Origin of the sequence: Nocardioides sp. CCNWLW239 (assembly GCF_037137035.1) — a bacterium.
GTDB lineage: Bacteria > Actinomycetota > Actinomycetes > Propionibacteriales > Nocardioidaceae > Nocardioides.
The window spans coordinates 209,191-230,767 of record NZ_JBBBNW010000003.1 but is presented as its reverse complement, the minus strand read 5'-3'; the positions used below and the strand labels follow the sequence as shown (position 1 = coordinate 230,767).

Annotated in this window: 22 protein-coding genes; 8 read left to right on the top strand and 14 right to left on the bottom strand. The window is 70.6% G+C overall.

Annotated features, from left to right (window positions below):
* Nucleotides 1-54: 54 nt before the first annotated feature.
* On the top strand, nucleotides 55-525 hold the full coding sequence (locus WBG06_RS12915) for an Lrp/AsnC family transcriptional regulator (protein WP_336737184.1): 471 nt from the start codon (nucleotides 55-57) through the stop codon (nucleotides 523-525).
* A 39-nt stretch (nucleotides 526-564) separates the two neighbouring features.
* On the opposite strand, the gene WBG06_RS12910 is transcribed toward WBG06_RS12915, so the two are convergent.
* Nucleotides 565-1,800, bottom strand: coding sequence for an alpha-hydroxy acid oxidase (locus tag WBG06_RS12910; protein ID WP_336737183.1), 1,236 nt, complete (start codon nucleotides 1,798-1,800; stop codon nucleotides 565-567).
* Between the two features lie 175 nt (nucleotides 1,801-1,975).
* On the opposite strand from WBG06_RS12910, the gene WBG06_RS12905 reads away from it, so the two are divergent.
* Nucleotides 1,976-2,647: a GntR family transcriptional regulator gene (locus WBG06_RS12905; protein ID WP_336737182.1), complete on the top strand. Its 672-nt coding sequence runs from the start codon at nucleotides 1,976-1,978 to the stop codon at nucleotides 2,645-2,647.
* 27 nt (nucleotides 2,648-2,674) lie between these two features.
* Here WBG06_RS12905 and WBG06_RS12900 read toward each other — a convergent pair whose 3' ends face one another.
* On the bottom strand, nucleotides 2,675-3,229 hold the full coding sequence (locus WBG06_RS12900) for a CGNR zinc finger domain-containing protein (RefSeq protein WP_336737181.1): 555 nt from the start codon (nucleotides 3,227-3,229) through the stop codon (nucleotides 2,675-2,677).
* A gap of 26 nt (nucleotides 3,230-3,255) precedes the next feature.
* Between WBG06_RS12900 and WBG06_RS12895 the strand changes: the two genes are divergently transcribed.
* Entirely contained in the window at nucleotides 3,256-3,453 is a 198-nt protein-coding gene (locus WBG06_RS12895) for a hypothetical protein (RefSeq protein WP_336737180.1), read from the top strand.
* A gap of 4 nt (nucleotides 3,454-3,457) precedes the next feature.
* Here the strand turns inward: WBG06_RS12895 and WBG06_RS12890 are convergent, their stop codons facing one another.
* The 4 genes from WBG06_RS12890 to WBG06_RS12875 all read right to left on the bottom strand — a co-directional run bounded on the left by WBG06_RS12890 (nucleotide 3,458) and on the right by WBG06_RS12875 (nucleotide 7,643).
* Nucleotides 3,458-4,450, bottom strand: a complete 993-nt coding sequence (locus WBG06_RS12890; RefSeq protein ID WP_336737179.1) for a glycerophosphodiester phosphodiesterase — start codon at nucleotides 4,448-4,450, stop codon at nucleotides 3,458-3,460.
* A gap of 4 nt (nucleotides 4,451-4,454) precedes the next feature.
* Nucleotides 4,455-6,167 (bottom strand): M48 family metalloprotease, encoded by a 1,713-nt coding sequence (locus tag WBG06_RS12885; protein ID WP_336737178.1) that lies wholly within the window; start codon nucleotides 6,165-6,167, stop codon nucleotides 4,455-4,457.
* Nucleotides 6,157-6,618: a hypothetical protein gene (locus WBG06_RS12880; protein WP_336737177.1), complete on the bottom strand. Its 462-nt coding sequence runs from the start codon at nucleotides 6,616-6,618 to the stop codon at nucleotides 6,157-6,159. The genes WBG06_RS12885 and WBG06_RS12880 overlap by 11 nt, the downstream gene beginning before the upstream one ends.
* A 74-nt stretch (nucleotides 6,619-6,692) precedes the next feature.
* On the bottom strand, nucleotides 6,693-7,643 hold the full coding sequence (locus WBG06_RS12875; protein ID WP_336737176.1) for an ATP-binding protein: 951 nt from the start codon (nucleotides 7,641-7,643) through the stop codon (nucleotides 6,693-6,695).
* A gap of 163 nt (nucleotides 7,644-7,806) precedes the next feature.
* Here WBG06_RS12875 and WBG06_RS12870 point away from each other — a divergent pair, with 163 nt between their 5' ends.
* Nucleotides 7,807-8,571, top strand: a complete 765-nt coding sequence (locus tag WBG06_RS12870) for a histidine phosphatase family protein (RefSeq protein ID WP_336737175.1) — start codon at nucleotides 7,807-7,809, stop codon at nucleotides 8,569-8,571.
* Between the two features lie 78 nt (nucleotides 8,572-8,649).
* Here WBG06_RS12870 and WBG06_RS12865 read toward each other — a convergent pair whose 3' ends face one another.
* A complete protein-coding gene (locus WBG06_RS12865; protein ID WP_336737174.1) occupies nucleotides 8,650-9,399 on the bottom strand; it encodes a glucose 1-dehydrogenase in 750 nt (249 codons plus the stop codon).
* A gap of 175 nt (nucleotides 9,400-9,574) precedes the next feature.
* Here WBG06_RS12865 and WBG06_RS12860 point away from each other — a divergent pair, with 175 nt between their 5' ends.
* The 3 genes from WBG06_RS12860 to WBG06_RS12850 are packed head-to-tail and all read left to right on the top strand — an operon-like array spanning nucleotide 9,575 to nucleotide 11,840.
* Nucleotides 9,575-10,753, top strand: coding sequence for a Rieske 2Fe-2S domain-containing protein (locus WBG06_RS12860; protein WP_336737173.1), 1,179 nt, complete (start codon nucleotides 9,575-9,577; stop codon nucleotides 10,751-10,753).
* Nucleotides 10,753-11,025 carry a ferredoxin gene (locus tag WBG06_RS12855; protein WP_336737172.1) on the top strand — a complete coding sequence of 91 codons (273 nt, stop codon included), beginning with the start codon at nucleotides 10,753-10,755 and terminating at the stop codon, nucleotides 11,023-11,025. Before WBG06_RS12860 ends, WBG06_RS12855 begins: the two co-directional genes overlap by 1 nt.
* Nucleotides 11,022-11,840: an SDR family NAD(P)-dependent oxidoreductase gene (locus tag WBG06_RS12850; RefSeq protein WP_336737170.1), complete on the top strand. Its 819-nt coding sequence runs from the start codon at nucleotides 11,022-11,024 to the stop codon at nucleotides 11,838-11,840. Before WBG06_RS12855 ends, WBG06_RS12850 begins: the two co-directional genes overlap by 4 nt.
* Before the next feature lie 82 nt (nucleotides 11,841-11,922).
* Here WBG06_RS12850 and WBG06_RS12845 read toward each other — a convergent pair whose 3' ends face one another.
* A complete protein-coding gene (locus WBG06_RS12845) occupies nucleotides 11,923-12,720 on the bottom strand; it encodes an SDR family oxidoreductase (protein WP_336737169.1) in 798 nt (265 codons plus the stop codon).
* A 101-nt stretch (nucleotides 12,721-12,821) separates the two neighbouring features.
* On the bottom strand, nucleotides 12,822-13,985 hold the full coding sequence (gene hsaA, locus WBG06_RS12840) for a 3-hydroxy-9,10-secoandrosta-1,3,5(10)-triene-9,17-dione monooxygenase oxygenase subunit (RefSeq protein WP_336737168.1): 1,164 nt from the start codon (nucleotides 13,983-13,985) through the stop codon (nucleotides 12,822-12,824).
* Between the two features lie 101 nt (nucleotides 13,986-14,086).
* On the opposite strand from hsaA, the gene WBG06_RS12835 reads away from it, so the two are divergent.
* Complete coding sequence (locus WBG06_RS12835; protein WP_336737167.1) at nucleotides 14,087-15,415, top strand: MFS transporter; 1,329 nt, start codon at nucleotides 14,087-14,089, stop codon at nucleotides 15,413-15,415.
* A gap of 53 nt (nucleotides 15,416-15,468) precedes the next feature.
* On the opposite strand, the gene WBG06_RS12830 is transcribed toward WBG06_RS12835, so the two are convergent.
* The 5 genes from WBG06_RS12830 to WBG06_RS12810 are packed head-to-tail and all read right to left on the bottom strand — an operon-like array spanning nucleotide 15,469 to nucleotide 21,568.
* Nucleotides 15,469-16,911, bottom strand: coding sequence for an FAD-dependent oxidoreductase (locus tag WBG06_RS12830; RefSeq protein ID WP_336737166.1), 1,443 nt, complete (start codon nucleotides 16,909-16,911; stop codon nucleotides 15,469-15,471).
* Nucleotides 16,908-17,807 carry a VOC family protein gene (locus WBG06_RS12825; protein WP_336737164.1) on the bottom strand — a complete coding sequence of 300 codons (900 nt, stop codon included), beginning with the start codon at nucleotides 17,805-17,807 and terminating at the stop codon, nucleotides 16,908-16,910. The genes WBG06_RS12830 and WBG06_RS12825 overlap by 4 nt, the downstream gene beginning before the upstream one ends.
* Before the next feature lie 31 nt (nucleotides 17,808-17,838).
* Nucleotides 17,839-19,035, bottom strand: a complete 1,197-nt coding sequence (locus WBG06_RS12820; RefSeq protein ID WP_336737162.1) for an acyl-CoA dehydrogenase family protein — start codon at nucleotides 19,033-19,035, stop codon at nucleotides 17,839-17,841.
* Complete coding sequence (locus WBG06_RS12815) at nucleotides 19,032-19,943, bottom strand: alpha/beta fold hydrolase (RefSeq protein ID WP_336737161.1); 912 nt, start codon at nucleotides 19,941-19,943, stop codon at nucleotides 19,032-19,034. The genes WBG06_RS12820 and WBG06_RS12815 overlap by 4 nt, the downstream gene beginning before the upstream one ends.
* Nucleotides 19,940-21,568 carry a flavin-containing monooxygenase gene (locus tag WBG06_RS12810; protein WP_336737160.1) on the bottom strand — a complete coding sequence of 543 codons (1,629 nt, stop codon included), beginning with the start codon at nucleotides 21,566-21,568 and terminating at the stop codon, nucleotides 19,940-19,942. Before WBG06_RS12810 ends, WBG06_RS12815 begins: the two co-directional genes overlap by 4 nt.
* Between the last annotated feature and the right edge of the window lie 9 nt (nucleotides 21,569-21,577).

The window sequence follows — 21,577 nt, the reverse complement described above, 5'->3', positions numbered from 1 at the left end:
CACTTAGAATTACGCGTACGACGCACGATCGCTGATGTCGACAGGAGACCGGACATGGACGCCATCGACCGACAGATCCTCGACCTCCTGCGCCGGAACGCACGGATGCCGGTCAGCGAGATCGGACGCCGGGTGGGGCTGTCGAGCGCTCCGGTCGCGCGGCGGATCGAGAAGCTGGAGAGCACCGGCGTCATCCGCGGATACGTCGCCGTCATCGACGACGCCGCCGTCGGCGAGATCGACGCCTTCACCGAGATCCGACTGGCCGGGGACACGGCCACCGAGAAGATCGAGGAGATCGCCCGGCGGGTGCCCGAGGTGCAGCAGTACTACACGATCGCCGGCGACCCCGACGCGCTCGTGCGCTTCCGGGTCCGCAACGTCGAGCACCTGCAACAGGTCGTCAACGCGATTCGCCGCACCGGCATCGTCGCCGGCACGAAGACGCTCATGGTCATGTCGGCGTGGGACCGCACCCACTCGGTCGACGACGAGACCGCCGGGTCCTCGCCGGCTCACGACTGACCAGGACCGGGCGGGACGAGAGAGGGTCCCTCGGCCGGCTCACGGTCGGAGCCGGGCCCTCCCCCGCAGATCGGCGACAGATGCCGCGCCCATGAGCTGCATCGTCCGGGTCATCTCGGCGCGAAGGAGGTCGAGCGCACGGTCCACGCCGCGTTCGCCACCTGCCATCAAGCCGTAGAGGTACGCACGGCCCACCATGCAGGCGTCGGCGCCCATCCCCAGCGCTGCCGCGATGTCTGCGCCCGAGAGGATCCCGGTGTCCAGGAAGATCTGACAACGACCGTCCACGGCCTCCGCGACGGCAGGCAGCAGCTCCAGGGGTGTGGCGGCTCGGTCGAGCTGCCGGCCACCGTGGTTCGAGACGACGATGCCGTCGACACCGGTCTCGACCACGAGCCGGACGTCCTCGACCGACTGGAGGCCCTTCACGACGAGCTTTCCGCGCCACTGGTCACGGAGCCAGGCGAGATCCGCGAAGCTCAGGGAGGGGTCGAACATGGTGTCCACCAGCTCGGCCACCGTGCCGTCGAACGACCGCAGGGCAGCGAACTCCAGGGGTGCTGTCGTCACCAGGTTCGCCCACCACGCAGGATGCCTGGACATGTCGAGCAGGGTCCGGAGATTGAGCGTTGGCGGGATGGTCAGTCCGTTGCGCGCGTCCCTCAGCCTGTTGCCCGCCACCGGGGTGTCGACGGTCAGCACCAGGGTGTCGTAGCCGGCGACGCGGGCGGACTCGATCACCTCGAGCGTCGCGGCCCGGTCTCGCCACAGGTAGAGCTGGAACCAGTTCTGGCCGGTGGGCGCTGCAGCCATGAGGTCCGCGGGCGACGTCGTGCCCATGGTCGACAGCGTGTAGGGGATCCCTGCGGTCGCTGCCGCGCGGGCCACCGCGGGCTCGCCCTCGTGATGCATCATCCGGGTGAACCCCGTCGGAGCCAGGACGAGCGGGAACTCGGCCCGGCGACCCAGGATCGTGGTGCTGGTGTCCACCGATGCCACGTCGCGCAACACCCGTGCGTCGAACTCCACTCTGGCAAAGGCGCGGCGAGCACGCTCGAGGCTGAGCCCGGCCTCGGCCGCACCGTCGACGTACTCGAAGACCGACCGTGGCGTCCTGCGACGTCCGATGTCGGCGAGGTCGGCCACCGTGAGGGCTCGCTGCAGCCGGCGTTTCCGACCGTCGGGCTCCCAGCGCCGGACGCGGACCAACGGGGCGAGGTCCTTCCAGCGCGGCAGCCTGCGCTGCGTACGGTGCCGGGACGTGGTGCTGCTCATGAGTGGCCGTCCTTCTCGTTCGGTGCCGGGAAGCCGCTCACACCGAGCAGCCGAACCGAGGCAACAGTTGTGTCACAAATTCGTTGGATTGTGACACAATAGCCACGCTGCGACAAGGGATCCCCACGCACCGGTCGCCGCCTGCACCTGGCACCGCCAATGAGAGGATCGACGCATGACGTCCGCTGACGGTCCCGGAGCGAGGCCGCCGAAGATCAGCGCTCCAGATCGCGTCGTGGAGGCGCTGCGGGCGGATCTCCTCGACGGGAACCTCGCGCCCGGGGAGCACCTTCGCGAGGAGCAGCTCACCGCGCGTTTCGATGTCGGCCGCCACACCGTTCGCGCGGCGATCAACCAGCTCGCCGCGACCGGGCTCGTCATCCACGAGCGCCACAAAGGGGCACGCGTTCCGGAACTGACCCGGGAGCGGATCGACACCGTCTTCGAGTTCCGCAGCGTGGTCGAGCTCGGCAGTCTCCGGCTCGCCTTGAGCCGGCGCGCGGACCTCTCCCCCGTCGAGTACGCGGTGCAGCGGCTCGAGTCACTGGCAGAGGACACGCCGTGGGGGACGCTCATCGAGGTTCACGGCCAGATCCACCGCGCGATCGTGGAGGCATCCGGCAACCGGCGGCTCGTCGCGGCTCACCAGTCATGCGAGGACGAGCTTCGCCTCCTGCTCGCCAACCTGCGCCCCGACTTCACCGTCGCGAAGCTGGCCGGCCTGCACCGTGACCTCATGGACAAGCTGATGATCGACGACGAGTCGGCCGTCGAGGCGTTGCGCCTCGACCTCGAGCACGCCGGACGCGGCGCGCTGTTGATGGCTCTGCAACGCCAGTCGCAGTGACGGGCCGAGCAGATGACCGGGGAGTCGTCATCCTCCCGGGGCGGCCAACGGGCGTCGGGCGCGGTGACGGCGGACCGCGGCGCGGTTGGCGCAGCGGACCGAGCAGTAGCGCTGGCGTCCGTTGCGGGTGACGTCCACGACCACCGCGGTGCAGGGGTCGCCGGCCATCTGTCCCGCGGCGCAGCGGCTCAGACGATGGATGCCTCGGGTCGTCAGGTGCAAGGCGGTGCCGACGCTGATCACCGCGCGCAGCACGTCGGGAAGCGAGTCGTTGGCCTCGTCCCGGTAATGGATGTGCCATCCCTCCCCGCCGTGGTCGGTCAACCGCGGATAAGCAGCTGCCTGCGCCATCAGGTCGTTGAGCAGCGCCGCCCGCTCCCCCGGGTTCCCGGCGTCGACGACGCGTAGCCATTCGTCGATCACCGCGCGAGTGCGCGGATGGTCGTCGGGCGACTCCGCGAAGTCCATCGTCATGCCTAACATCCGGGTCCGAGCCTCGATGCCGGCTCGATCCGCGGGCCAGTCATCGGCGAGCGAGGCCGCCAGAAGCACCGCATACTCGCCGTAAGGGTTGAGATGCATAAGACCATTACAGCAGGGTGGTGAACATGACCGACATCGCTGCAGAGCAGACCCGGCACGCGACCGGCGGCTTCCACGAGCACGGCTGGCTCACCGAGTCCAGCCACCAGACCTCGGAAGGCAGAGTCCACTACGTACGCTGTGCCGCCTGCGGCGTACGCCGCGTGGATCTCCAGTCGCACCCGCTCCTACCACCGCAGCCGCTGAGCCGCGACCGCGGATAGGGCGTCAGGCGCAGGGGTCCAGGCCGGGGCGACCGGGCCGCTCGATGCCGCGGCCGTCGAGGACCTCCTCGAGGACGGACGGTTTCGCGGGCATGATGCCGTCGACACAGGCGTCGACCATCCGTGAGTACGTCGCGGCGTCGTCGGGCGCGGAGCCGCTGAACCACACGTGCACGGCGTAGCCGTCGGCATGGGCCCGCTGCACGAACGCGCGGGTGGCGACGGGGATCCCTTGGAACTGCACCGGCACCTGGAAAGCCACGGTCCCCTCGATCGGCTTCACCCCGGCCATGAAGTACGCCATCATGCCGGCCATGCCGGGCGCGAGGCCGATCTGCGGCGCCCGCGCGTGGAAGTCGACGAGAGCGGCGTCGTTGAACGAGGCGACGATGACATCGGTGCGCCCGGACCTGTTCAGGAAGTCGGCCAGCAGGCGTCCCGTACGCAGGAAGGACGGCAGGTCGGTGTCGGCGGTGCCCTTGATCTCGATGTTGATCGGGGTGTCGGGGAACTCCCGGAACACCTCGGCCAGGGTCGGGACCCGGAAGTCCTTGTTCTTGTAGCCGGGGACCTTCTCGCCGTGGCGGGCGCCGCGCAGCGGGTAGGCGGAATCGGGCAGACCGCGCACGGTGTTGCGTCCGGGCACGAACCAGTAGGCCGCATCCAGGGCCTGCACCTGCTCGAGGGTCATGTCCTCGACCAGCCCGGCGCCGTCGGTGGTGCGCTGGACGTCGGCGTCATGGATCACGACCAGGTGGCCGTCGGCGGTGGAGTGGACGTCGAGCTCGAGCATGTCGGCGCCGATCGAGGCGGCCCGCTTGAAGGCGTACATCGTGTTCGTCGGCGCCTCGTCCTCACCACCTGAGTGCGCCATGTTCAGGACCCGCTGCTCCAACCACGGGTTCGGAGCAGTCTCGGCGGCGGCCGAGGTGGCCGTCAGCACGGGGCCGACGAGCAGGGAGACGAGGGTGATACCGAGGGGGATACGGACACGCATGCGCTCAACGTAGCGCCCGCGCCCGGCGGGCGCGGCGGGAATTCACGATCAGCAGCACGACCCACGCGGCGGCGCCCAGCGCGACGGAGCGCCAGGTGATCCAGACGACGAGCAGGTTGCACAGCACGAAGATCGGCCCTTCCAGGAGGTAGATCACCGCGTGCCCGGGGAAGGCGTACGCGAAGCTGATCGTGGCCAGCTCCGAGATCGAGTGGGGCGCGAGGACGCCGCTCACGACCAGCACCAGACCCAGGGCGATCGCAGCCGGTCCCAGCCAGGCACCGCGCGGGCGGGAATCGTCGCCCGGATGGAACCAGGTCCGGATCACGGAGTGCACGTAACGGGACCCGACGATGGCGAGCCCCACGCTCGCCAGGACCCAGCAGCACAGACCGAGGACGCCGAACCTGACGTTGTAGAGGTTCCAGGCGACGTCCAGATTGAGTACGCCGGCACCCAGGGACCAGCCGAGCCCCAGGCCGACCGCTGAGGGAATCATGGCGCTCCCGCGCCGATCGGCAGGGGAAGTTTGAAGGGCACGCAACGCTGCGATGCTCCAGACTCCGACGAGGAGGACGGCGACGACCCGGACCGCCACGAAGGACCAGGTGGTCTCCTCGGAGTTCGGCCGAAAGTCGCTGATCCTGATGATCTGCGTGTAGAAGATCCCGAAGACGAGTCCGGTGGCGAAGGCCTCCGCGATCCGCACCTGAAACAGCCGGGAGTCGTCTCGGAGGGCAGCGCGCCGGACCCCGAGGTCCGGATGCGTCGACAGTGCCCTACGGCGCCTGCGACCGCGCGGGGCTGCCGCGGCGTGGGTCGAGAAGAAGTCGTCGACCTCGTCGCTGCTGGTCCAGAGGCGCACTCTCGCGTCGGCGTACAGCTCGCGGGTGCGCAGGAGTCCGTTGCGGAGGATGGGGACCATGACGATGAGCAGGATCGTCTGGACCGCACCCACCGACCCGGCGATGAGCTGGCCGGGGTTGCTGCTGTAGACCAATGGCGCGAACACGGATCCGAAGACCTCGAGAGCAGCGATCGGCATGGTCACCCGCCAGACGGCGATGGCGAGGTAGGCGAGATCGACGTCGCGGTTCCGCAGATGCGCCAGCTCGTGCAGCACGATGGTGCGAAAGGCTGCCGGCTGCCGGGAGCGCAGGGCGACGACGCCCGCGCTGAGCATGATGTAGCGACGGCCGATCCTGCCGAAGGCCAACGCCTCGGGGCGGGGGTTCGCCGGGTCGATCAACCAACGGATCTCGTGCCCGACACCGGCCATCTCGCGCAGGCCGTCGAGCTCGGCTCGCAGGTCGGCGTACGGAATCGCGACGTAGCCTCGTCGCCGGACCCGGAGCACGGGGATGAGCCAGTAGACCGCCAGCACGACGACCACGAACCCGGCCAGCGCGACGGCGAAGACCCACAGCGGCACAGGCGACACCACGCCGCACGCGGCGAAGGCGCTCGGATCCTCCTCGCCGTTCTGGTACAGCCGCGCGTAGCAGTCGTGGACCTGATGGTTGCGGGTCGCAGTCCCAGCGAACTCGCCGCGCAGGAACCCTGGGAGACTAGCCACTCGCTCGGAGATCGCTGGTACGCCGAGCGAGACGGCGCTCAGCACCAGGACGCCGAACCGGACCGTGGTGCCGGACGGGTAACGGAACGGGTCGCGCTCCGGGCGCGACCCTACGGAGAGGGCCGCGGTCCTATCGCTCATCGCCTGTCTGGTTCGCACCTCGCAGCTCGGCCACCAGGCTCTTGGCGATGACGGCAGCGGTCTCCTCGTCCACTCCGGAGGCGAGAGCGCTGCGGCGGGCCTCCTCCTCGACGTCCTCGAGCACCTCGGCCGAGAACGGCCCGACGACTGCGTCATCGGGCCGACGACGGCGTTTGATCCAGGACAGCGCGCGCCGGGCCGTCCGGTCGGTGTATTCCTCGGCCAGACCTTCGAGCACCTTGGCGCAGATCATGACGACGATCGGCGCCAGCGCCGTGACCGCGGCCTCGACGCCGAAGGCCAGCGGATCCACCGTGTCGTTGTGCCGCTGTCGCCTGCGCGAGGCGTGGAACGAGCTGGTGACCAGCTCGAGATGGGCGACCTCGTCCGGGGAGACCTTCTGAAGCACGGCACGTGAGAGGGCATCGACTTGGTCGGTGTGGGCCGACATGGTGGCTCCGTTCCTCGGCGGCACCAGGACACTACTGGATCTCGGAGATGACCGACGCGGGAATGCGTCACATGTCACTCGGCGTCGAGACGCGCCCGCACCCAGGCGTCGTACGGCACCGGATCGGCGTCGTTCTCCGCCTGAGCGGCGATGCTCTCCGTGAACCAGGTGCGCAGCGACACCATCTCCGGGGTGGAGCACAGGGTGAGCAGCTGGTGGGTTTCGCTGAGCTCGTCGGCGAGGTTGTCGGCGGCCAGCAGCTCACGGACCACGGAGGCCATCTCGCGGGGAAGGGTCATCTCGATGTCGACGTGATCCAGGCCCGCCGCGGCGGCGTCCAGGGCGGTGCGCCGCCCCAGGTGACGCGCGAACGCCGGTCGGGTCACCAGCCGCTCGATGAGCCGGCCGAGCTCGCGCGGCGGGGTCGGGCCCTCCTCGGAGTCGATGAGCTGGAGCTCACGGACCAGGTCGTCGAGGCGCTGGTCGATCTGGAGCCCGAGCTGCACGGGACACCCGGGCAGCCGGACCGTCACCCAGTCCGCGGGCAGGGCGACGGGCTCCGGCATCGCCTGGTCGCCGAGCTCCACCTCCGGAGGTCGTACGTCGTGCTCGACCCCGTCACCGGTGAGCTCGGCCCAGATGCGCCGCCCGTCGGCACGCTCCTCGATCCCCCAGGACTCCGCGAGCACCGACACGATCGCCAGCCCGCGCCCGGTGGTGCCCTGACTCTCGATGGGCGGCGGGGCCACGGCCGGGAGCGGGACCAGCGCGCCGTCGTCCTCGACGCTGAGGCGCACGGCCGGCTCGAGATCACGCACACGGATGTGCATGTAGGGACTGCCGCTGTGCAGCGCCGAGTTCGCCGCCATCTCCGTGATGCACAGGGCGGCGTCGTCGACGAGGTGACCGCGGCCCCACTCGCGGAGCCCGTCGGTGACGAACCTGCGTGCTCCCGGCACGCTGGCCGTCTCGGCGGCCAGGCGCACCCGCAGCTCGGGACGACCTCCGCGGGAGACGGACTTCATGGGGCCAGTGTGCCCCCGATCGGCCCAGCCGTCACCGGCTACCGTCCGATTGCGCTGGTCAGGAGCGCGAGTTCGACGCCAGTCCTGGTGAACGGGACAGCCCTCCTGCTGGGTCCGTGGCCATGGCCATCCTCGACCACCACCCGCCAGACCGGAGGTCCCCATGAAACGACGTACTCGCCTTCTCGCTCTCGGATCCTCGCTCGCCGTCCTCGCCACGATGCCGCTCGTGGCCGCCCATGCCGATGCCGACCAGAGACCGCGGTCCACCGGCTCCGGCTACGAGATCCTGTTCGTACGCCACGCCCACAGCGCCTACCCGGCCCCGGAGGAGGAGCTGTCTCCGACGGGAATCCAGCAGGCCGACGCCCTGGTCGACTACCTCGCCGACGAGAGGATCACCTCGGTCGACTCCTCGATCATGGTGCGCACCTACCAGACCGCTGACGGCGTCGCCGCCGACCACGACGTCCCGGTTCTCGCCGACGAAGACATCCGGGAGGTCGAGCTGCCGTCGAAGGACCCGGCCGAAGTCGGCCGCATCATGGCCACCTGGTCCACCGACCCGTCCACCCGAGACGACGCGTTCGGTGGCCAGGAGAGCTTCAACGACGTCCGAGACCGCTGGAAGCCCTGGTGGGCGCGGTATGTCCGCGAGCACCGCAACGACCGCGGCACCGGGGTCGTGGTGGCCCACGGCGGCATCTTCGGTCTCATGCTTCCCGAGACCTGCGCCAACAAGCCGGATCTGGCGTTCCCGGAGCAGTTCCCCGGCAACACCGAGATCATCAAGGCAACGCTCGAGCCCAACGGCTCCCTCGTGTGCACGGCATGGAAGGTCAGCCCGACGCCGCGGCCCGGCGACCCGACGTCCTACTACTACGAGATCGATCCCGAGACCGGTGAGGCTGTGAAGGTCCAGTACTGACTTCCCGAACGAGGAGGGCGCGGGCGGCACTGCCGCCCGCGCCCTGCTTGTCTGCGCCCTGCTCGTCCGTGCATCGCCTCAAGCGGTGGTGAAACCTCCGTCGGCGACGAACTCGGACCCGGTGGAGAAGCTGGACTCGTCCGAGATGAGGAAGAGGACGAGCCGGGCGATCTCGTCGGGGTCGGCCTCCCGTGCCAGAGGCTGGTGGTCCGCCATGCCGTGGGAGCGGTCGGAGGTGACCGTCATCTCGGAGGACACCACTCCCGGGTGCACCGAGTTGACCCGGACCCCGAGAGGACCGAACTCCTGCGCGGCGGTCTTCGTCATGCCCCGGACAGCCCACTTGGAGGCCACGTAGCCGAGGATCCGGGAGAAGGCGATGATCCCGCCGATCGAGGAGATGTTGACGATCGATCCGGTGCCCGCGCGCTTCATCGAGCCGATGACGGCCTTCATGCCGAGGAACACCCCGACCTGGTTGACGTCGATCACCTTGCGGTAGTCGGCCTCGCTGAGCTCCTCGATGGGGTCGACGTGCACGATGCCTGCGTTGTTCACGAGGCCGGTGACCGGCCCGAATGCCTCCTCCGCCTGTCGAACAGCGTCCTGCCAGGCAGCCTCGCTGGTCACGTCGAGCTCGACGAAGAGCGCCGCGTCGCCGATCTCCGCGACGACCTTCTTGCCCTCCTCCGCCAGTACGTCGGCCACCACCACCCGGGCTCCCTCGGCAGCCAGGCGGCGCGCGCACGCGGCCCCGATGCCTCTGGCCCCTCCGGTCACGATCACAGTCCGGTCGGCGACCCGCCCGCCCGTCACGTACGTCGTCATCTGCTTCCTTCTCTGCCGCTGGACGGAGCTCGACGGCTCCCTTGCTCGCAGGTTGCACCCGGTCACGCACCTCGCACCGAGCCAGGTCCTGCCCAGTGGGACGGCGCCGATCCCGGAGACCCGTTCGGGGCGAGCCTGCGGGGGTAGAGATCAACCGCGACGTTTGGGAGCCGAGATGACCGTGCTGGAAACCACCGTGCTCGAGACCGATGGCGACCAGGTGCGCCGGATCGAGTTCGAGGCCGCGCCGACCCGCTTCGCCCGGGGGTGGCACTGCATCGGCCTGGAGCGCACTTTCCGCGATGGGAAGCCGCACTCCATCACCGCCTTCGGCAAGAAGCTGGTCGTCTTCGAGAACAGCTCGGGCGAGCTGAACGTGCTCGATGCCTACTGCCGGCACATGGGCGGGGACCTCTCCCAGGGCACGATCAAGGGCGACGAGGTCGCCTGCCCGTTCCACGACTGGCGGTGGGGTGGTGACGGCCGCTGCAAGCAGATCCCCTACTCGCGGCGTGTCCCGATGCGGGCGCGCACCCAGGCGTGGCAGACGATGCTGCAGGACGGCCTGGTGTTCGTCTGGAACGACCCCGAGGGCAACCCGCCGATCCCGGAGCAGGCGATCCCGCTCATCGAGGGCGGTCCCAGCACGCCGGGCTGGACGGACTGGGCCTGGTACGAGACGCGGGTGGAGACCAACTGCCGCGAGATCATCGACAACCTCGTCGACATGGCCCACTTCTTCTACGTGCACCACGGCTTCCCGACGTACTTCAAGAACGTCTTCGAGGGCCACACCGCCACCCAGCTCCAGAAGGGCGTCAACCGCGACGACATGCGCCCCGCGGAGAAGAAGATCGGGGCACCGAAGCGGCTCGGCAACACCTCTGCCGCGACCTACTACGGCCCGTCGTTCATGATCGACGACCTGCTCTACCACTACGCCGACGGCGACGTGAAGACCGTGCTGATCAACTGCCACTACCCGATCGACGAGAACTCGTTCGTCCTCATGTACGGCATCAGCATGGAGCGGCCCGACGACGGCCCGGAGGACCCTGAGGAGGCGGCGAAGCTGACCCAGAAGCTGGTCGACACCGTCCGGCTCGGATTCGAGCAGGACGTGGCGATCTGGAAGAACAAGACCCGGATCGACAACCCGCTCCTGTGCGAGGAGGACGGCCCCGTCTACCAGCTGCGCCGGTGGTACGAGCAGTTCTACACCGATGTCGCCGACGTCACCCCCGAGATGACCGAGCGCTTCGAGTTCGAGCTCGACACGACCAAGCCGAACGAGGCTTGGCGCCGCGAGGTCGACGAAAACCTCGCCCGCCGCGCCCAGGAGCAGGACTCCTGATGGCCGTACGCCCCGACAACCGGCTCGCCGATGCGCCCATGCACCCGGTGAGCTGCCAGGCCTGCGGTGCGTCCGTCCTCGCCCGGAAGAGCAGCTGGCAGCAGACCTCGGTGCAGTGGTCGGAGGCGGCGATGGCCACCTGCCGCTCGTGGGATCCCGGCGACCCCTTCCACGGGCGCCACCCGGCGTGCGAGGAGCTGCGCGGCAGCATCGCGCAGGCAGCGACCGACGGCACCATCCCGGTGCTCGAGAGCGATGGAGGACGAGGATGACACAACTGGCGGGCCGCACGGCCGTCATCACCGGCGCCGGCAGCGGCATCGGTCAGGGGCTCGCCGAGGAGGCGGCCGCACGCGGCCTGCGCGTCGTGCTCGCCGACGTCGACGCCGACCGGGTCGAGCAGGTCGCCGAGGGTCTGCGGGCACAGGGCGCCGAGGCGCTCGCGGTCCCGACCGACGTCACCGACCCCGATGCGGTCGAGCAGCTCGCGGAGGCAGCCACCGACGCCTACGGCCCGGTCGCGCTGCTCGTCAACAACGCCGGCGTCGAGACCGTCGGACGCATCTGGGAGCTGCCGCCCGAGCGCTGGCGGCGTCTGCTGGACGTCAACGTGAACGGCGTCTTCCACGGGCTGCGCTCGTTCGTGCCACGGATGGGCGCCAGCCCGGAGCCGTCGTACGTCGTGAACGTCGCCTCGGTCGGCGCACTGGCCACCGCGCCGCTCAACTCGGCCTACCACGCCTCCAAGCACGCGGTGCTCGCACTGACGGAGTGCGCCTACCTGGAGTGCCTCGAGCAGCACCCGCAGGTCTCGGTCTCGGTGGTGTGTCCTGGTGCGGTGCGCACCCGGATCTTCGAGGACGCGTACGTCGCCGACGGCTCTCCCGGGAGCGACACCTGGCAGAACACGATGAAGGGCTATCTCGAGCAGGGCGGGATCACGCCCCGCGAGGCCGCCGCCGCGATCCTCGACGGTCTCGGCACCGGGTTCTGGATCAACACGCATCCGGACGAGCTCGCCATCTTCGCGGGCCGCCGGGCCGAGATGCTCAGTGGGCAGACGCCGCCACCACCACCGGCGATGTGACAGCACGCCGGCGACGGCAGGCATAAGGGCGGGAGGTCGTCGACCTCCCGCCCTTCTGTGGGTCTGCTCCTGCTGGTGCGACTCAGCCGAAGATCGCCCCAGCCATCTCGTCGCCCAGCAGCGCCCGCGGCGCGATGCCCGCGGTCCAGCCGCCGTCGACGGCGAGCTCGGCGCCCGTGGTGTAGGAGGCGTCCTCGGAGAGCAGGTAGACGATCGCGCCCGCGATCTCGGCGGCCTGGGCGACACGTCCCATCGGGGCGGGCGGGTAGTTGCCCTCCCCCTCGACCAGGCCGGCGCTCTCCGCAGTCATCGGCGTGTAGACCATCCCCGGGTGCACGGTGTTGACCCGGATCCGCTTGCTCGCCAGCTCCAGCGCCGCGACCCGGGTGAGGCCGCGCAGGCCCCACTTCGCGGCTGCGTAGCCGGCGGTGAGCGGCAGGCCCATCAGGCCACCGCTGGAGGAGACGTTGACGATCGAGCCGCCGCCGTTCTCCTTCATGCCGGGGATGACGGCCTGCATGCCGTAGAACGGGCCGCTGAGGTTGGTGGCCACGACGGTGTCCCAGGAGTCCGTGCTCACCTGGTCGACGGGCACCGGTGTGGCCGAGAGGCCGGCGTTGTTGACCAGGCCGTCGATGTGGCCGTGCTCGCCGAGGACCGCCTCGACGACCGCGGCCCAGCTCTCCCGGGAGACGGCATCGTGCTGGTGGTAGCTCGCCCGGTCGCTGCCGAGCTCGGAGAGCGCCTTCCTGCCCTTCTCCGCGTCACGTCCGGTGATCACCGCCGTGCCGCCGTTGCTCAGCACGCGCTCGGCGGCGGCGAGCCCGATGCCGGACGTTCCTCCGGTGATGACGATGACCTTGTTGTCCAGGTTGTTCATGGTGCCTCCAGTCGGGGTGGTGGTTCGGGTCCCGACTCTGAGGCCCAGATCACATCCGGGACCGGCCCCGTCCCGCTCGCCAGGACAGCGAGGGAGGAGGGTCACACGAGGGTGTCGTCCACCGGCAGGCCGAACGCGTGCCGCCCGTAGCCGGCGAGCGCGCGCTCGACGTCGTTGGCGACGTGCACGCTGCCGGCGTGCGCGTCCCGCCACGCCCGCTCGATCGGGTTGCCACGGTGCAGCGAGTTGCCGCCGGCGGTCTTGAAGAGCAGATCGATCGCCCCCAGAGCGCGCTCGGTGCCGAGGACCTGGTCGCGCCGCGACCTCAGCCGCAGCGCCATCGGGATCTCCTCCCCACGTACCGCGAGGTCGTAGAGGGCGGCGATGTTGCGGTCCATCAGCAGGGCAGCGGCCTCGACCTCGGAGGAGGCCCGCGCGACCGCCACCTGGGCGTAGGGGTCCTCGGCGAAACGGCCCCCGGCCGGGCTGACCCGGACCCGCTCGCGCATGCTCGAGAGGTAGGTGTCCAGGCAGCCGCTCACCGCGCCCACCACGGGAGCGGTGACCGCTGCCGTGAAGACCGCCGCGAACGGCATCCTGAAGAGCGGTCCCGGGTTGACCGCCTGCCCGGGACCGCGCAGCTCCCGCTGCTCGCGGTGCGCCAGCGTACGGTGCGCCGGCACGAACGCCCGGTCGACGACCACGTCGTTGCTGCCGGTGCCACGCAGGCCGACGACGTCCCACACGTCGACGACGCGGAAGTCCGCGCGCGGGACCAGCGTGGTGACGAACTCCGCCCCGCCGTCGGCGCCGGCCACCAGGGCACCGAGCAGTGCCCACTGAGCGTGGTCCGAGCCGGACGAGAACGACCAGCGGCCACTGAGCTCGTAGCCGCCGGGGACCGGCTCGAGCCGCCCGACCGGGGCGTAGGCCGAGCACACGACGGTGTCCGGGTCGGCGCCGTAGACGTCGTCCTGGGCGGCTTCCGGGAAGAGACCGACGTGCCAGGGGTGCACGCCGAGCACCGAAGCGACCCAACCGGTCGCCCCGCAGGCACCGGCGAGCGTGCGCACCACCTCGTAGAACTCCAGCGGATGGGTCTCGCTGCCGCCGTAGCGTTTCGGCTGCAGCATCCGCAGGACGCCCGCGGCGATCAGCTCCTCGAGCGTCTCCGCCGGCAGGACCCGGTTCTCGTCGGCAACGCCCGAGCGGGCGGCGATCGTCGGCAGCAGCGGCCGGACGGCATCGAGGACTTCGTGGCTCATATGACGATAGTGAGCCGGATCCGCAGCCTCCGAGCGGGCCCAGTCCCACCGAGCGGGATCCTCGCGAGTCCGCCGCCACCGGCGCGAGCAGTGTGACCTGCATGACAACTTCGACCTCAGCGGTGCCGGCGGTAGACCGTCGCCTCCTGCGTCGAGTGGCGTTCTCCAGCCTGCTCGGCACCACCATCGAGTACTACGACTTCCTCCTCTACAGCACCATGGCGGCCCTCGTCTTCGGTGGCGTGTTCTTTCCCGATGCGAGCCCCGCGGTCGGCACCATCGCCGCCTTCGGCACTCTCGCTGCCGGCTACATCGCTCGTCCGCTCGGCGGTCTGATCTTCGGCCACTTCGGCGACCGCCTGGGCCGCAAGGCGATGCTGATCCTGACCATGACCCTGATGGGCATCGCGAGCTTCCTGATCGGGGTGATCCCGACGTACGCCACGATCGGCGTCGCCGCTCCTCTCCTCCTGGTGCTGCTGCGGGTGGTGCAGGGCATCGCCGTGGGAGGCGAGTGGGGTGGCGCAGCGCTCATGGTGATCGAGCACGCCGAGCCCGACCGTCGAGGCACCTGGGCCGCGATCATGCAGCTCGGCTCCCCGATCGGGTTCCTGCTCTCGACCGCCGCGGTCGCGCTGGTGAGCCGGCTGGGCTCGGAGGAGTTCATGTCGTGGGGCTGGCGCCTGCCGTTCCTGGCGAGCGCCGTGCTCCTCGTCATCGGCCTCTACGTGCGCCTCAACGTGACCGAGAGCCCGGTCTTCAAGGAGGCGGTCGAGCGGGCCGAGGCACGTGCGGGCTCCCGGCCGAAGGTGCCGGTCCTGCAGCTGCTCGCCACGCCCGGTCCTCTCCTCCTGGCCTGCGCCGCGGGTATCGGGCCGTTCGCGCTCACCGCCCTGACCAGCTCGCACCTGATCGCGTACGCCGCCGGGCGCGGGTATGCCGTGCCGGACGTGATGAACGCGCTGCTGTTCACCGTCGCCGTCTCGCTCGTCTGCATCCCGGCCTTCTCCGCACTCTCCGACCGGGTCGGGCGACGCCGGATGATCCTCGCCGGCGCGGCCGGGGCGATCGTGTTCGCCTGGCCGCTGTACGCCATGGTGGACAGCGGGTCGGTGCTGCTGCTGACGATCGGCATGATGGTCGCCCAGGTGGCGCAGAACGCGATGTACGCCCCGCTGGCGCCGATGCTCTCGGAGATGTTCGGCACCGAGGTGCGCTACACCGGGGTCTCCCTGGGCTATCAGCTCGCGGCGCTGGTGGGTGGGGGTCTCACGCCCCTCGTCGCGAGCAGCCTGGTGGCCGGCACCGGCGGGTCGAGCCTGCCGCTCACCGCGATCGTCGCCGGATCCGCACTGGTGACGGTGGTCGCTCTGGTGCGCCTGGGCGAGACCCGTGGTCGCGACCTCGCCCGCATCGACAGCGCCGGCTGACAGCACCACCTCGGAGGCGGAGCGCACCCGGCGCTCCGCCTCCGAGCGGTTCTTCAGGGGACTCGGCGTTGCTCTGCCGCGGCGCGGCCCGCGCGGCGCCCGAAGAAGGTGCCGTCCCCCAGCGACGTACCGCTCACGTACCCCTCTCCGTGGATGCCCGACGTGACCCGGCCGGCCGCGTAGAGACCGGGGACCGGGCGGCCCGACCCGTCGAGGACCTCGCCGTCGACCGAGGTTCGCAGGCCGCCCAGGGTGAACCCGGAGACGCCGGTGCCACTCCGCGGCCCGCTGCCGTCGGGGTCGAACCCGCGGCGGGCGTCGACCGCGGCGTACGGGCTGGTCAGGGGGCGCAGCCACCGTGGGTCCTTGTGGAAACGGGTGTCCTCACCGGCGGCCGCGTCGCGGTTGTAGCGGGCGACGGTGTCCTCGAGCGAGCCGGGCGGGAGGCCGAGCTCGGCCTCGACCTCGGCCAGGGTCTCGGCGACGACGGCCGGCTGCACGCCCCAGCGCTCGCGCTCGGGGACGTCCTCCCAGGCCGTCTCGTCGACGATGGTGAACCAGGGGCCGGGGCGGTCGCGGACGGCGGCCTGGCTGAACCGGCCCGGATAGACGTCCTCGTTGATGAACCGCTGGCCGAGACCGTCGACGAGCACGCCACGGCAGGCGAGCGCCGGGACGACGGACAACGCGATCTGCGTCGCCCCCATCCGGCGTACGCTGCCACCGGCTGCGACCCCGAGCCGGATGCCGCTGCCGTCGTCGAGCCCGTCGCTGACCACCGCGTGCCCGATCAGCACCGGGGCGTGGTCGGCCACCATGGCGGCGTCGTCGGCGAAGCCACCGGTCGCGAGGACGACCCCACGACGGGCACGGTAGGTGATGTCCTCGCCGAAGCAGCGGGCGCGGACGCCGCTCACCCGGCCCTCGTCGTCCCGGAGCAGATCGGTGACCCGGGTGTCGGGACGGATGTCGACCCCGGCATCGCGGACCGCTTCGATCAGCCTGTCCATCAGCACCCAGCCGCCGAAGCCGTCGGTCGCGGGCCGGTGGCCCCGCGGGGCCGGCCGAGCGATCCGGGTGAACGGCCAGGCGTTCTCACCGAGCCACATCAGGCCGTCACTGGTCGGCGGCATCCAGGAGACGCCCTCGTACAGGCTCGGCTCGAAAGCGATCCCGAGGGAGCAGAACCAGTCGTAGTGCTCGACGCTGCCGTCGCAGTAGAGCCGGAGCTTCTCCGCGTCGGGGTGCGGGCCGAGCGCCTCGTGGAGGTAGGCGTACATCTGGTCGGGGTCGTCCTCGAAGCCGCAGGCGCGCTGCAGCGCCGTGCCGCCGCCGAGATAGAGCTCGCCGCCGGACACCGCGGACGAGCCGCCGGGTGCGGCCCGGTCGAGCGCTACCACGGAGGCGCCGGCGCGCGCCGCCTCGAGAGCGGCGGACGCGCCGGCACATCCCAGGCCGACGACCAGAACGTCGGCAGCGGCTTCGCCGCCGCTCATCGGGGGACGAACGCGGCGAGCGGCTCGGAGCCGGACCAGTCGTGGCCCCAGTAGCTGTCGGCGGTGATCTCCTCGGCGGTGTAGGAGGTCTCGTCGACGAGCATGCCGTCCCAGCCGTACTCGATGTCCCAGCCGCCGGGAGCCCGGACGTAGAAGGAGATCATCTTGTCGTTGGTGTGGCGGCCCAGCGTCGAGGAGATCGAGAACCCGCGCCTGTTGACCTCGTCGAGCGCCCGGCCGACGGCGTCGAGCTCGTCGACCTCGACCATCAGGTGCACCATGCCGGGCGCCTCGTCGTGCGGTGCCGGGCAGATGGCCAGGCTGTGGTGGCGGCGGTTGATGCCGAGGAACTGGATCCGGCGGTCACCGGGCACCCGCATCGAGCCGCGGGCCAGGAAGCCCAGCACGTCGGTGTAGAACGCGGTCGTCTCCTCCGGTGCGGTCGTCGGGAGGACGACGTGGCCCATCCCCTCCGCGCCGGTGTGGAACCGCTGCGCCCACTTCGTGACGACAGGACTGTGGTCGAGGACGGGGCCGCAGAAGACCTCGAGCACGGTGCCCGCCGGATCCTCGAACGAGACCGCGCGCTCGACGCCGCGCTCGGCGCACTCCTCGGCGGTCAGCGCCTTCACGCCACGGCCCGACGCCTCGACATCGACGACGACCCGGGCCAGGGCAGCGGCGTCACGGACCTCCCAGCCCACCGCCTGGACCCGGTCGGTCTCGCCGGGCAGGACGATGAGGCGTGCCTGGCGCTCGTCCATCCGCAGGTAGAGGCCGTCGGGATCGGGCCCGCTGCCCTCGGCGAAGCCGAGGGCGTCGATGGCCAGCTCGCGCCAGCGGGCCAGGTCGGTGGCCTGGACCCGTAGGTAGCCGAGACCGCGCAGGTGAGTCATGGGGTGCTCCTGTCGTGAGGGTGGATGGGCGTCAGATCATCGAGCGCAGCGGCCCGGCCGGCGGCTCGAGGCCGAGGTCGCCGAGACCCGCCGCGTGGAAGGTCGGACCGGGCACGTGGATCGCGTGCGCCAGGCCGGTGTGGGCGTCGCGCCAGAACCGCTGGATCGGGTTGTCCAGCCGCATCGCGTTGCCGCCGGAGCGGGCGACGACCTCGTCGAGGGCACGGACCGCGCGCCAGGCCGCCTGGACCTGGGTGCGCCGGCCCGCCGCCCGCTCGGCGAAGGTCGGGACATGACCACGGCCGACCGCGTCGTACATCCGGGTGATGTTGTCGAGCAGGGCGGCCCGGGAGGCGGCGATGTCGGCGGCCGCCTCGCTCAGGGCGTAGAGCGCGTACGGGTCGTCCTTGCTGGCGGTGCCCGAGACCGTGGTGCGCGAGGCCTGCCACGCGGCGTGGTGCGCGAGGGCGCCCTCGCAGATGCCGATGACGGCGGAGGTGATGCCGAGCGGGAAGACGCAGGAGAACGGCACCCGGTAGCCGGTCTCGGCGAGGCCCGCGCGGGTCGCGGCGGTGCCGTCGGCGACGTCGTTGTAGAGGAGCGTGCGGTACGCCGGGATGAAGGCGTCCTCGACGACGATGTCCTTGCTGCCCGTGCCCCGCAGGCCGACGACGTCCCAGGAGTCCGGCACGATCGTGTAGTCGGCGCGCGGCAGGATCACGTGCACCTGGGTCACCGGCTGGGCCGGCTTGCCGTCGGCGTCGCCCATCATCGCGCCGAGGAAGATCCAGTCGCAGTGGTCGGTGCCCGAGGAGAACTGCCACCTCCCCTTCAGGGTGTAGCCGCCCTCGACCGGGGTGAGCACGCCCATCGGGGCGTACGGCGAGGCGATCCAGGTGTCCGGGTCGCTCTCCCACACCTCCTCCTGGACCCGCTCGTCGGCCATCGCCATCTCCCAGGGGTGGACCCCGACGATGCCCGCGACCCAGCCGGTCGCGCCGTCGAGCTGGGCGAGCCGCATGACGGTCTCGGCGAACTCGCGCGGGTGGGCCTCATAGCCGCCGTGGGTCTTCGGCTGCAGCAGCCGGACGACACCGGACTCCTTGAGCACCTTGGCGGCCTGGTCGTCGAGACGACCGAGGTCCTCGTTGGCGGGGCCGAGGGCGGCGAGCTCGTCGGCGTGCTCGTCGATGCGGGCGCGCACCTGCGCCGGGTCGTGGGTGGTCATGCCGATGCTCCGATCGTGGCGTTGCTGTGGGTGGAGGAGGTCGAGGGCACGTCGGGCCTGGTGAGGAAGGCGAGCACGGCCGCCTCCCAGGCGGCCTGCTGCTCGATCATCGCCCAGTGGCCGCACCGCGGCAGGACGTGGAGCTCCGCGTGCGGGATGGTGCGCATCGGCACCAGCGCCATGTCGACCGGGCTCACCCGGTCGTCGCGGCCCCAGGTGAGCAGGACCGGGGCGGTGATCTTGTGGAGCATCGCCCAGTAGGGCGGCCGGTCGCTGGCCGCGGCCGCCGCGGCCCGTGCGGCGTTGGCCTCGCGGCCGTACATCAGGCGTGCTGAGGCGAGCGTCTCCGGCTCGGTGGCGAGGTCCCAGCGCTGCTGGATCAGCTCTTCGGTGACCATCGTCTGGTCGAAGACCATCGACCGCAGCCACTGCACCAGGCCCTCACGGGTGGGGTTCTCGACGAAGTCGGTGAGCCGGACGATGCCCTCGCCCGGACCGGCACCGAAGACGGTGGTGCCGATCCCACCGACGGTGACGATCCGGGTGAACAGGTCGCTGCGGGCGATCGCCAGCTGGGCCGCGACCACCCCGCCCATCGAGTTGCCGATCACCGGGACCGGACCGAGGCCGAGGGCCTCGACGAACCGGACGACGGCCGGACCGGCCGCTGCGAACGGCGACTCGTCGATGTCGTGGCTGACCCCGAAGCCAGGGAGCTCGAGGACCAGGCACCGGAAGTGGGCGCCCAGCGCCGGCAGGTTCTGGTGGAAGTTTCGCCAGCCGGTGACGCCGGGGCCGGAGCCGTGCAGCAGCAGGAGCGGCGGGCCGTCACCGTACTCGTGGTAGACGAGCGGCCCGGCGTCGGTGGCGAGCTCACGCCGGGTGGCGTCGTAGGACGGGGCGCTCACACCATCACCCCGGAGGAACGGCGGGTCAGGACGTAGCCCTCGAACCCGTTGTCGCGGGCCTGGTCACACAGCCTGCGGTAGGTGCCGAAGCCACCGATGTAGGGCATGAAGGTGCGGGTCTTGCCTTCGATGTTGGCGCCCATGTACCAGGACGTGGCGCGGGTGAACAGCGTCCCCTCGGCGACCTCGCCGAGGTGCTCGGTCCACTTCTCGGCGGCGTCGCGGCGCGGCTCGGCCTGATCGATGCCGTTGGCCCGGCAGAACTCGATGAGGTCCATGCCCCAGTCGACCTGCTGCTCGGTGTGGGTGGACATGTTGGCGAGCACGGAGGGGCTGCCCGGTCCGTTGAGGGTGATCAGGTTGGGGAACCCGGCGATGCCGAGGCCGAGGTAGGTCTGCGGGCCGTGCTCCCACTCCTCGGCGAGGATCGCACCACGGGCACCGTGCAGGTCGATCGAGGTGAGCGCGCCGGTGAGCGCGTCGAACCCGGTCGCGAAGACGATCACGTCGAGCTCGTAGGACGCGTCGTCGGTCTTGATGCCCCACGTGGTGACCTGCTCGATCGGGTGCTTGCGCAGGTTGACCAGCTCGACGTCGTCGCGGTTGTACATCTCGTAGTAGCCGGTGTCGGTGACGATCCGCTTCGTGCCGATCGGGTGGTCCGTGGGGATCAGGTCCTCGGCGATCTCGGGATCCTCGACGATCGAGCGGATCTTCGCCTCGGCGAACTCGCGGGCGTAGTCGTTGGCGACGATGTCGCTGCTCTGGTCCGGGAAGGTCTTGGCGAACAGCACGCCACCCTCCTGCCAGCGCGCCTCGAAGGCCCGCTGCCGCTCCGCGGCGTCCACCTCGGTCGCCTTCTTCTCGTGGGTGGTGCTCAGCGATCCGGCCGGAGCGTAGCGGGAGGCCTCACGGCGTACGGGGTAGGTCTCCTGGACCTGCTGCCACTCCTCCTCGGTGAGCGGACGGTTCCGCGCGGGCACCGTGTAGTTGGCGCTGCGCTGGAAGACGGTCAGGGACTGGGCCTGCTCGGCGAGGATCGGGGCGACCTGGATCCCGGACGAGCCGGTGCCGATGAGGCCGACCCGCTTGCCGGTCAGGTCGACCGGCTCCTCCGGCCACTGCGCGGTGAACAGCTGGGTGCCGGCGTACTCCTCGATGCCGGGGAGGTCAGGACGGACCGGGACCGAGAGGCAGCCGGTCGCCATCATCAGGAACCGGGCCCGGTGCTGGGCGCCGTCGTCGAGGGTGACCGTCCACAGCGAGGCGCGCTCGTCGAAACGGGCGGTGGTGACGCGACGGCCGAAGCGGAAGTGGCGACGCAGGTCGTAGCGGTCGGCGACGTGGTCGAGGTAGGCGCGGATCTCCGGCTGGGCGGCGAACCGCTCGGTCCACTTCCAGTCCTTCTCGAGCTGCCGGTCGAAGGAGTAGGAGTAGTCGACGCTCTCGACGTCGCAGCGGGCACCCGGATAGCGGTTCCAGTACCAGGTGCCGCCGACGCTCTCGCCTGCCTCGATCCCGATGACGTCGAGGCCCTTCTCCAGCGCGCGATACATCGCGTAGATGCCGGCGAGCCCGGCGCCCACGACCAGGAGGTCGCGGGGTGTGTCCGTAGGTGCGTTCATTCGGTCTCC

What these genes read in the sequence shown, in the direction of transcription:
- WBG06_RS12915 (WP_336737184.1), top strand. Translation starts at nt 55, where the DNA reads ATGGACGCCATCGACCGACAGATCCTCGACCTCCTGCGCCGGAACGCA.
- WBG06_RS12910 (WP_336737183.1), bottom strand. Translation starts at nt 1,800, where the DNA reads ATGAGCAGCACCACGTCCCGGCACCGTACGCAGCGCAGGCTGCCGCGC.
- WBG06_RS12905 (WP_336737182.1), top strand. Translation starts at nt 1,976, where the DNA reads ATGACGTCCGCTGACGGTCCCGGAGCGAGGCCGCCGAAGATCAGCGCT.
- WBG06_RS12900 (WP_336737181.1), bottom strand. Translation starts at nt 3,229, where the DNA reads ATGCATCTCAACCCTTACGGCGAGTATGCGGTGCTTCTGGCGGCCTCG.
- WBG06_RS12895 (WP_336737180.1), top strand. Translation starts at nt 3,256, where the DNA reads ATGACCGACATCGCTGCAGAGCAGACCCGGCACGCGACCGGCGGCTTC.
- WBG06_RS12890 (WP_336737179.1), bottom strand. Translation starts at nt 4,450, where the DNA reads ATGCGTGTCCGTATCCCCCTCGGTATCACCCTCGTCTCCCTGCTCGTC.
- WBG06_RS12885 (WP_336737178.1), bottom strand. Translation starts at nt 6,167, where the DNA reads ATGAGCGATAGGACCGCGGCCCTCTCCGTAGGGTCGCGCCCGGAGCGC.
- WBG06_RS12880 (WP_336737177.1), bottom strand. Translation starts at nt 6,618, where the DNA reads ATGTCGGCCCACACCGACCAAGTCGATGCCCTCTCACGTGCCGTGCTT.
- WBG06_RS12875 (WP_336737176.1), bottom strand. Translation starts at nt 7,643, where the DNA reads ATGAAGTCCGTCTCCCGCGGAGGTCGTCCCGAGCTGCGGGTGCGCCTG.
- WBG06_RS12870 (WP_336737175.1), top strand. Translation starts at nt 7,807, where the DNA reads ATGAAACGACGTACTCGCCTTCTCGCTCTCGGATCCTCGCTCGCCGTC.
- WBG06_RS12865 (WP_336737174.1), bottom strand. Translation starts at nt 9,399, where the DNA reads ATGACGACGTACGTGACGGGCGGGCGGGTCGCCGACCGGACTGTGATC.
- WBG06_RS12860 (WP_336737173.1), top strand. Translation starts at nt 9,575, where the DNA reads ATGACCGTGCTGGAAACCACCGTGCTCGAGACCGATGGCGACCAGGTG.
- WBG06_RS12855 (WP_336737172.1), top strand. Translation starts at nt 10,753, where the DNA reads ATGGCCGTACGCCCCGACAACCGGCTCGCCGATGCGCCCATGCACCCG.
- WBG06_RS12850 (WP_336737170.1), top strand. Translation starts at nt 11,022, where the DNA reads ATGACACAACTGGCGGGCCGCACGGCCGTCATCACCGGCGCCGGCAGC.
- WBG06_RS12845 (WP_336737169.1), bottom strand. Translation starts at nt 12,720, where the DNA reads ATGAACAACCTGGACAACAAGGTCATCGTCATCACCGGAGGAACGTCC.
- hsaA (WP_336737168.1), bottom strand. Translation starts at nt 13,985, where the DNA reads ATGAGCCACGAAGTCCTCGATGCCGTCCGGCCGCTGCTGCCGACGATC.
- WBG06_RS12835 (WP_336737167.1), top strand. Translation starts at nt 14,087, where the DNA reads ATGACAACTTCGACCTCAGCGGTGCCGGCGGTAGACCGTCGCCTCCTG.
- WBG06_RS12830 (WP_336737166.1), bottom strand. Translation starts at nt 16,911, where the DNA reads ATGAGCGGCGGCGAAGCCGCTGCCGACGTTCTGGTCGTCGGCCTGGGA.
- WBG06_RS12825 (WP_336737164.1), bottom strand. Translation starts at nt 17,807, where the DNA reads ATGACTCACCTGCGCGGTCTCGGCTACCTACGGGTCCAGGCCACCGAC.
- WBG06_RS12820 (WP_336737162.1), bottom strand. Translation starts at nt 19,035, where the DNA reads ATGACCACCCACGACCCGGCGCAGGTGCGCGCCCGCATCGACGAGCAC.
- WBG06_RS12810 (WP_336737160.1), bottom strand. Translation starts at nt 21,568, where the DNA reads ATGAACGCACCTACGGACACACCCCGCGACCTCCTGGTCGTGGGCGCC.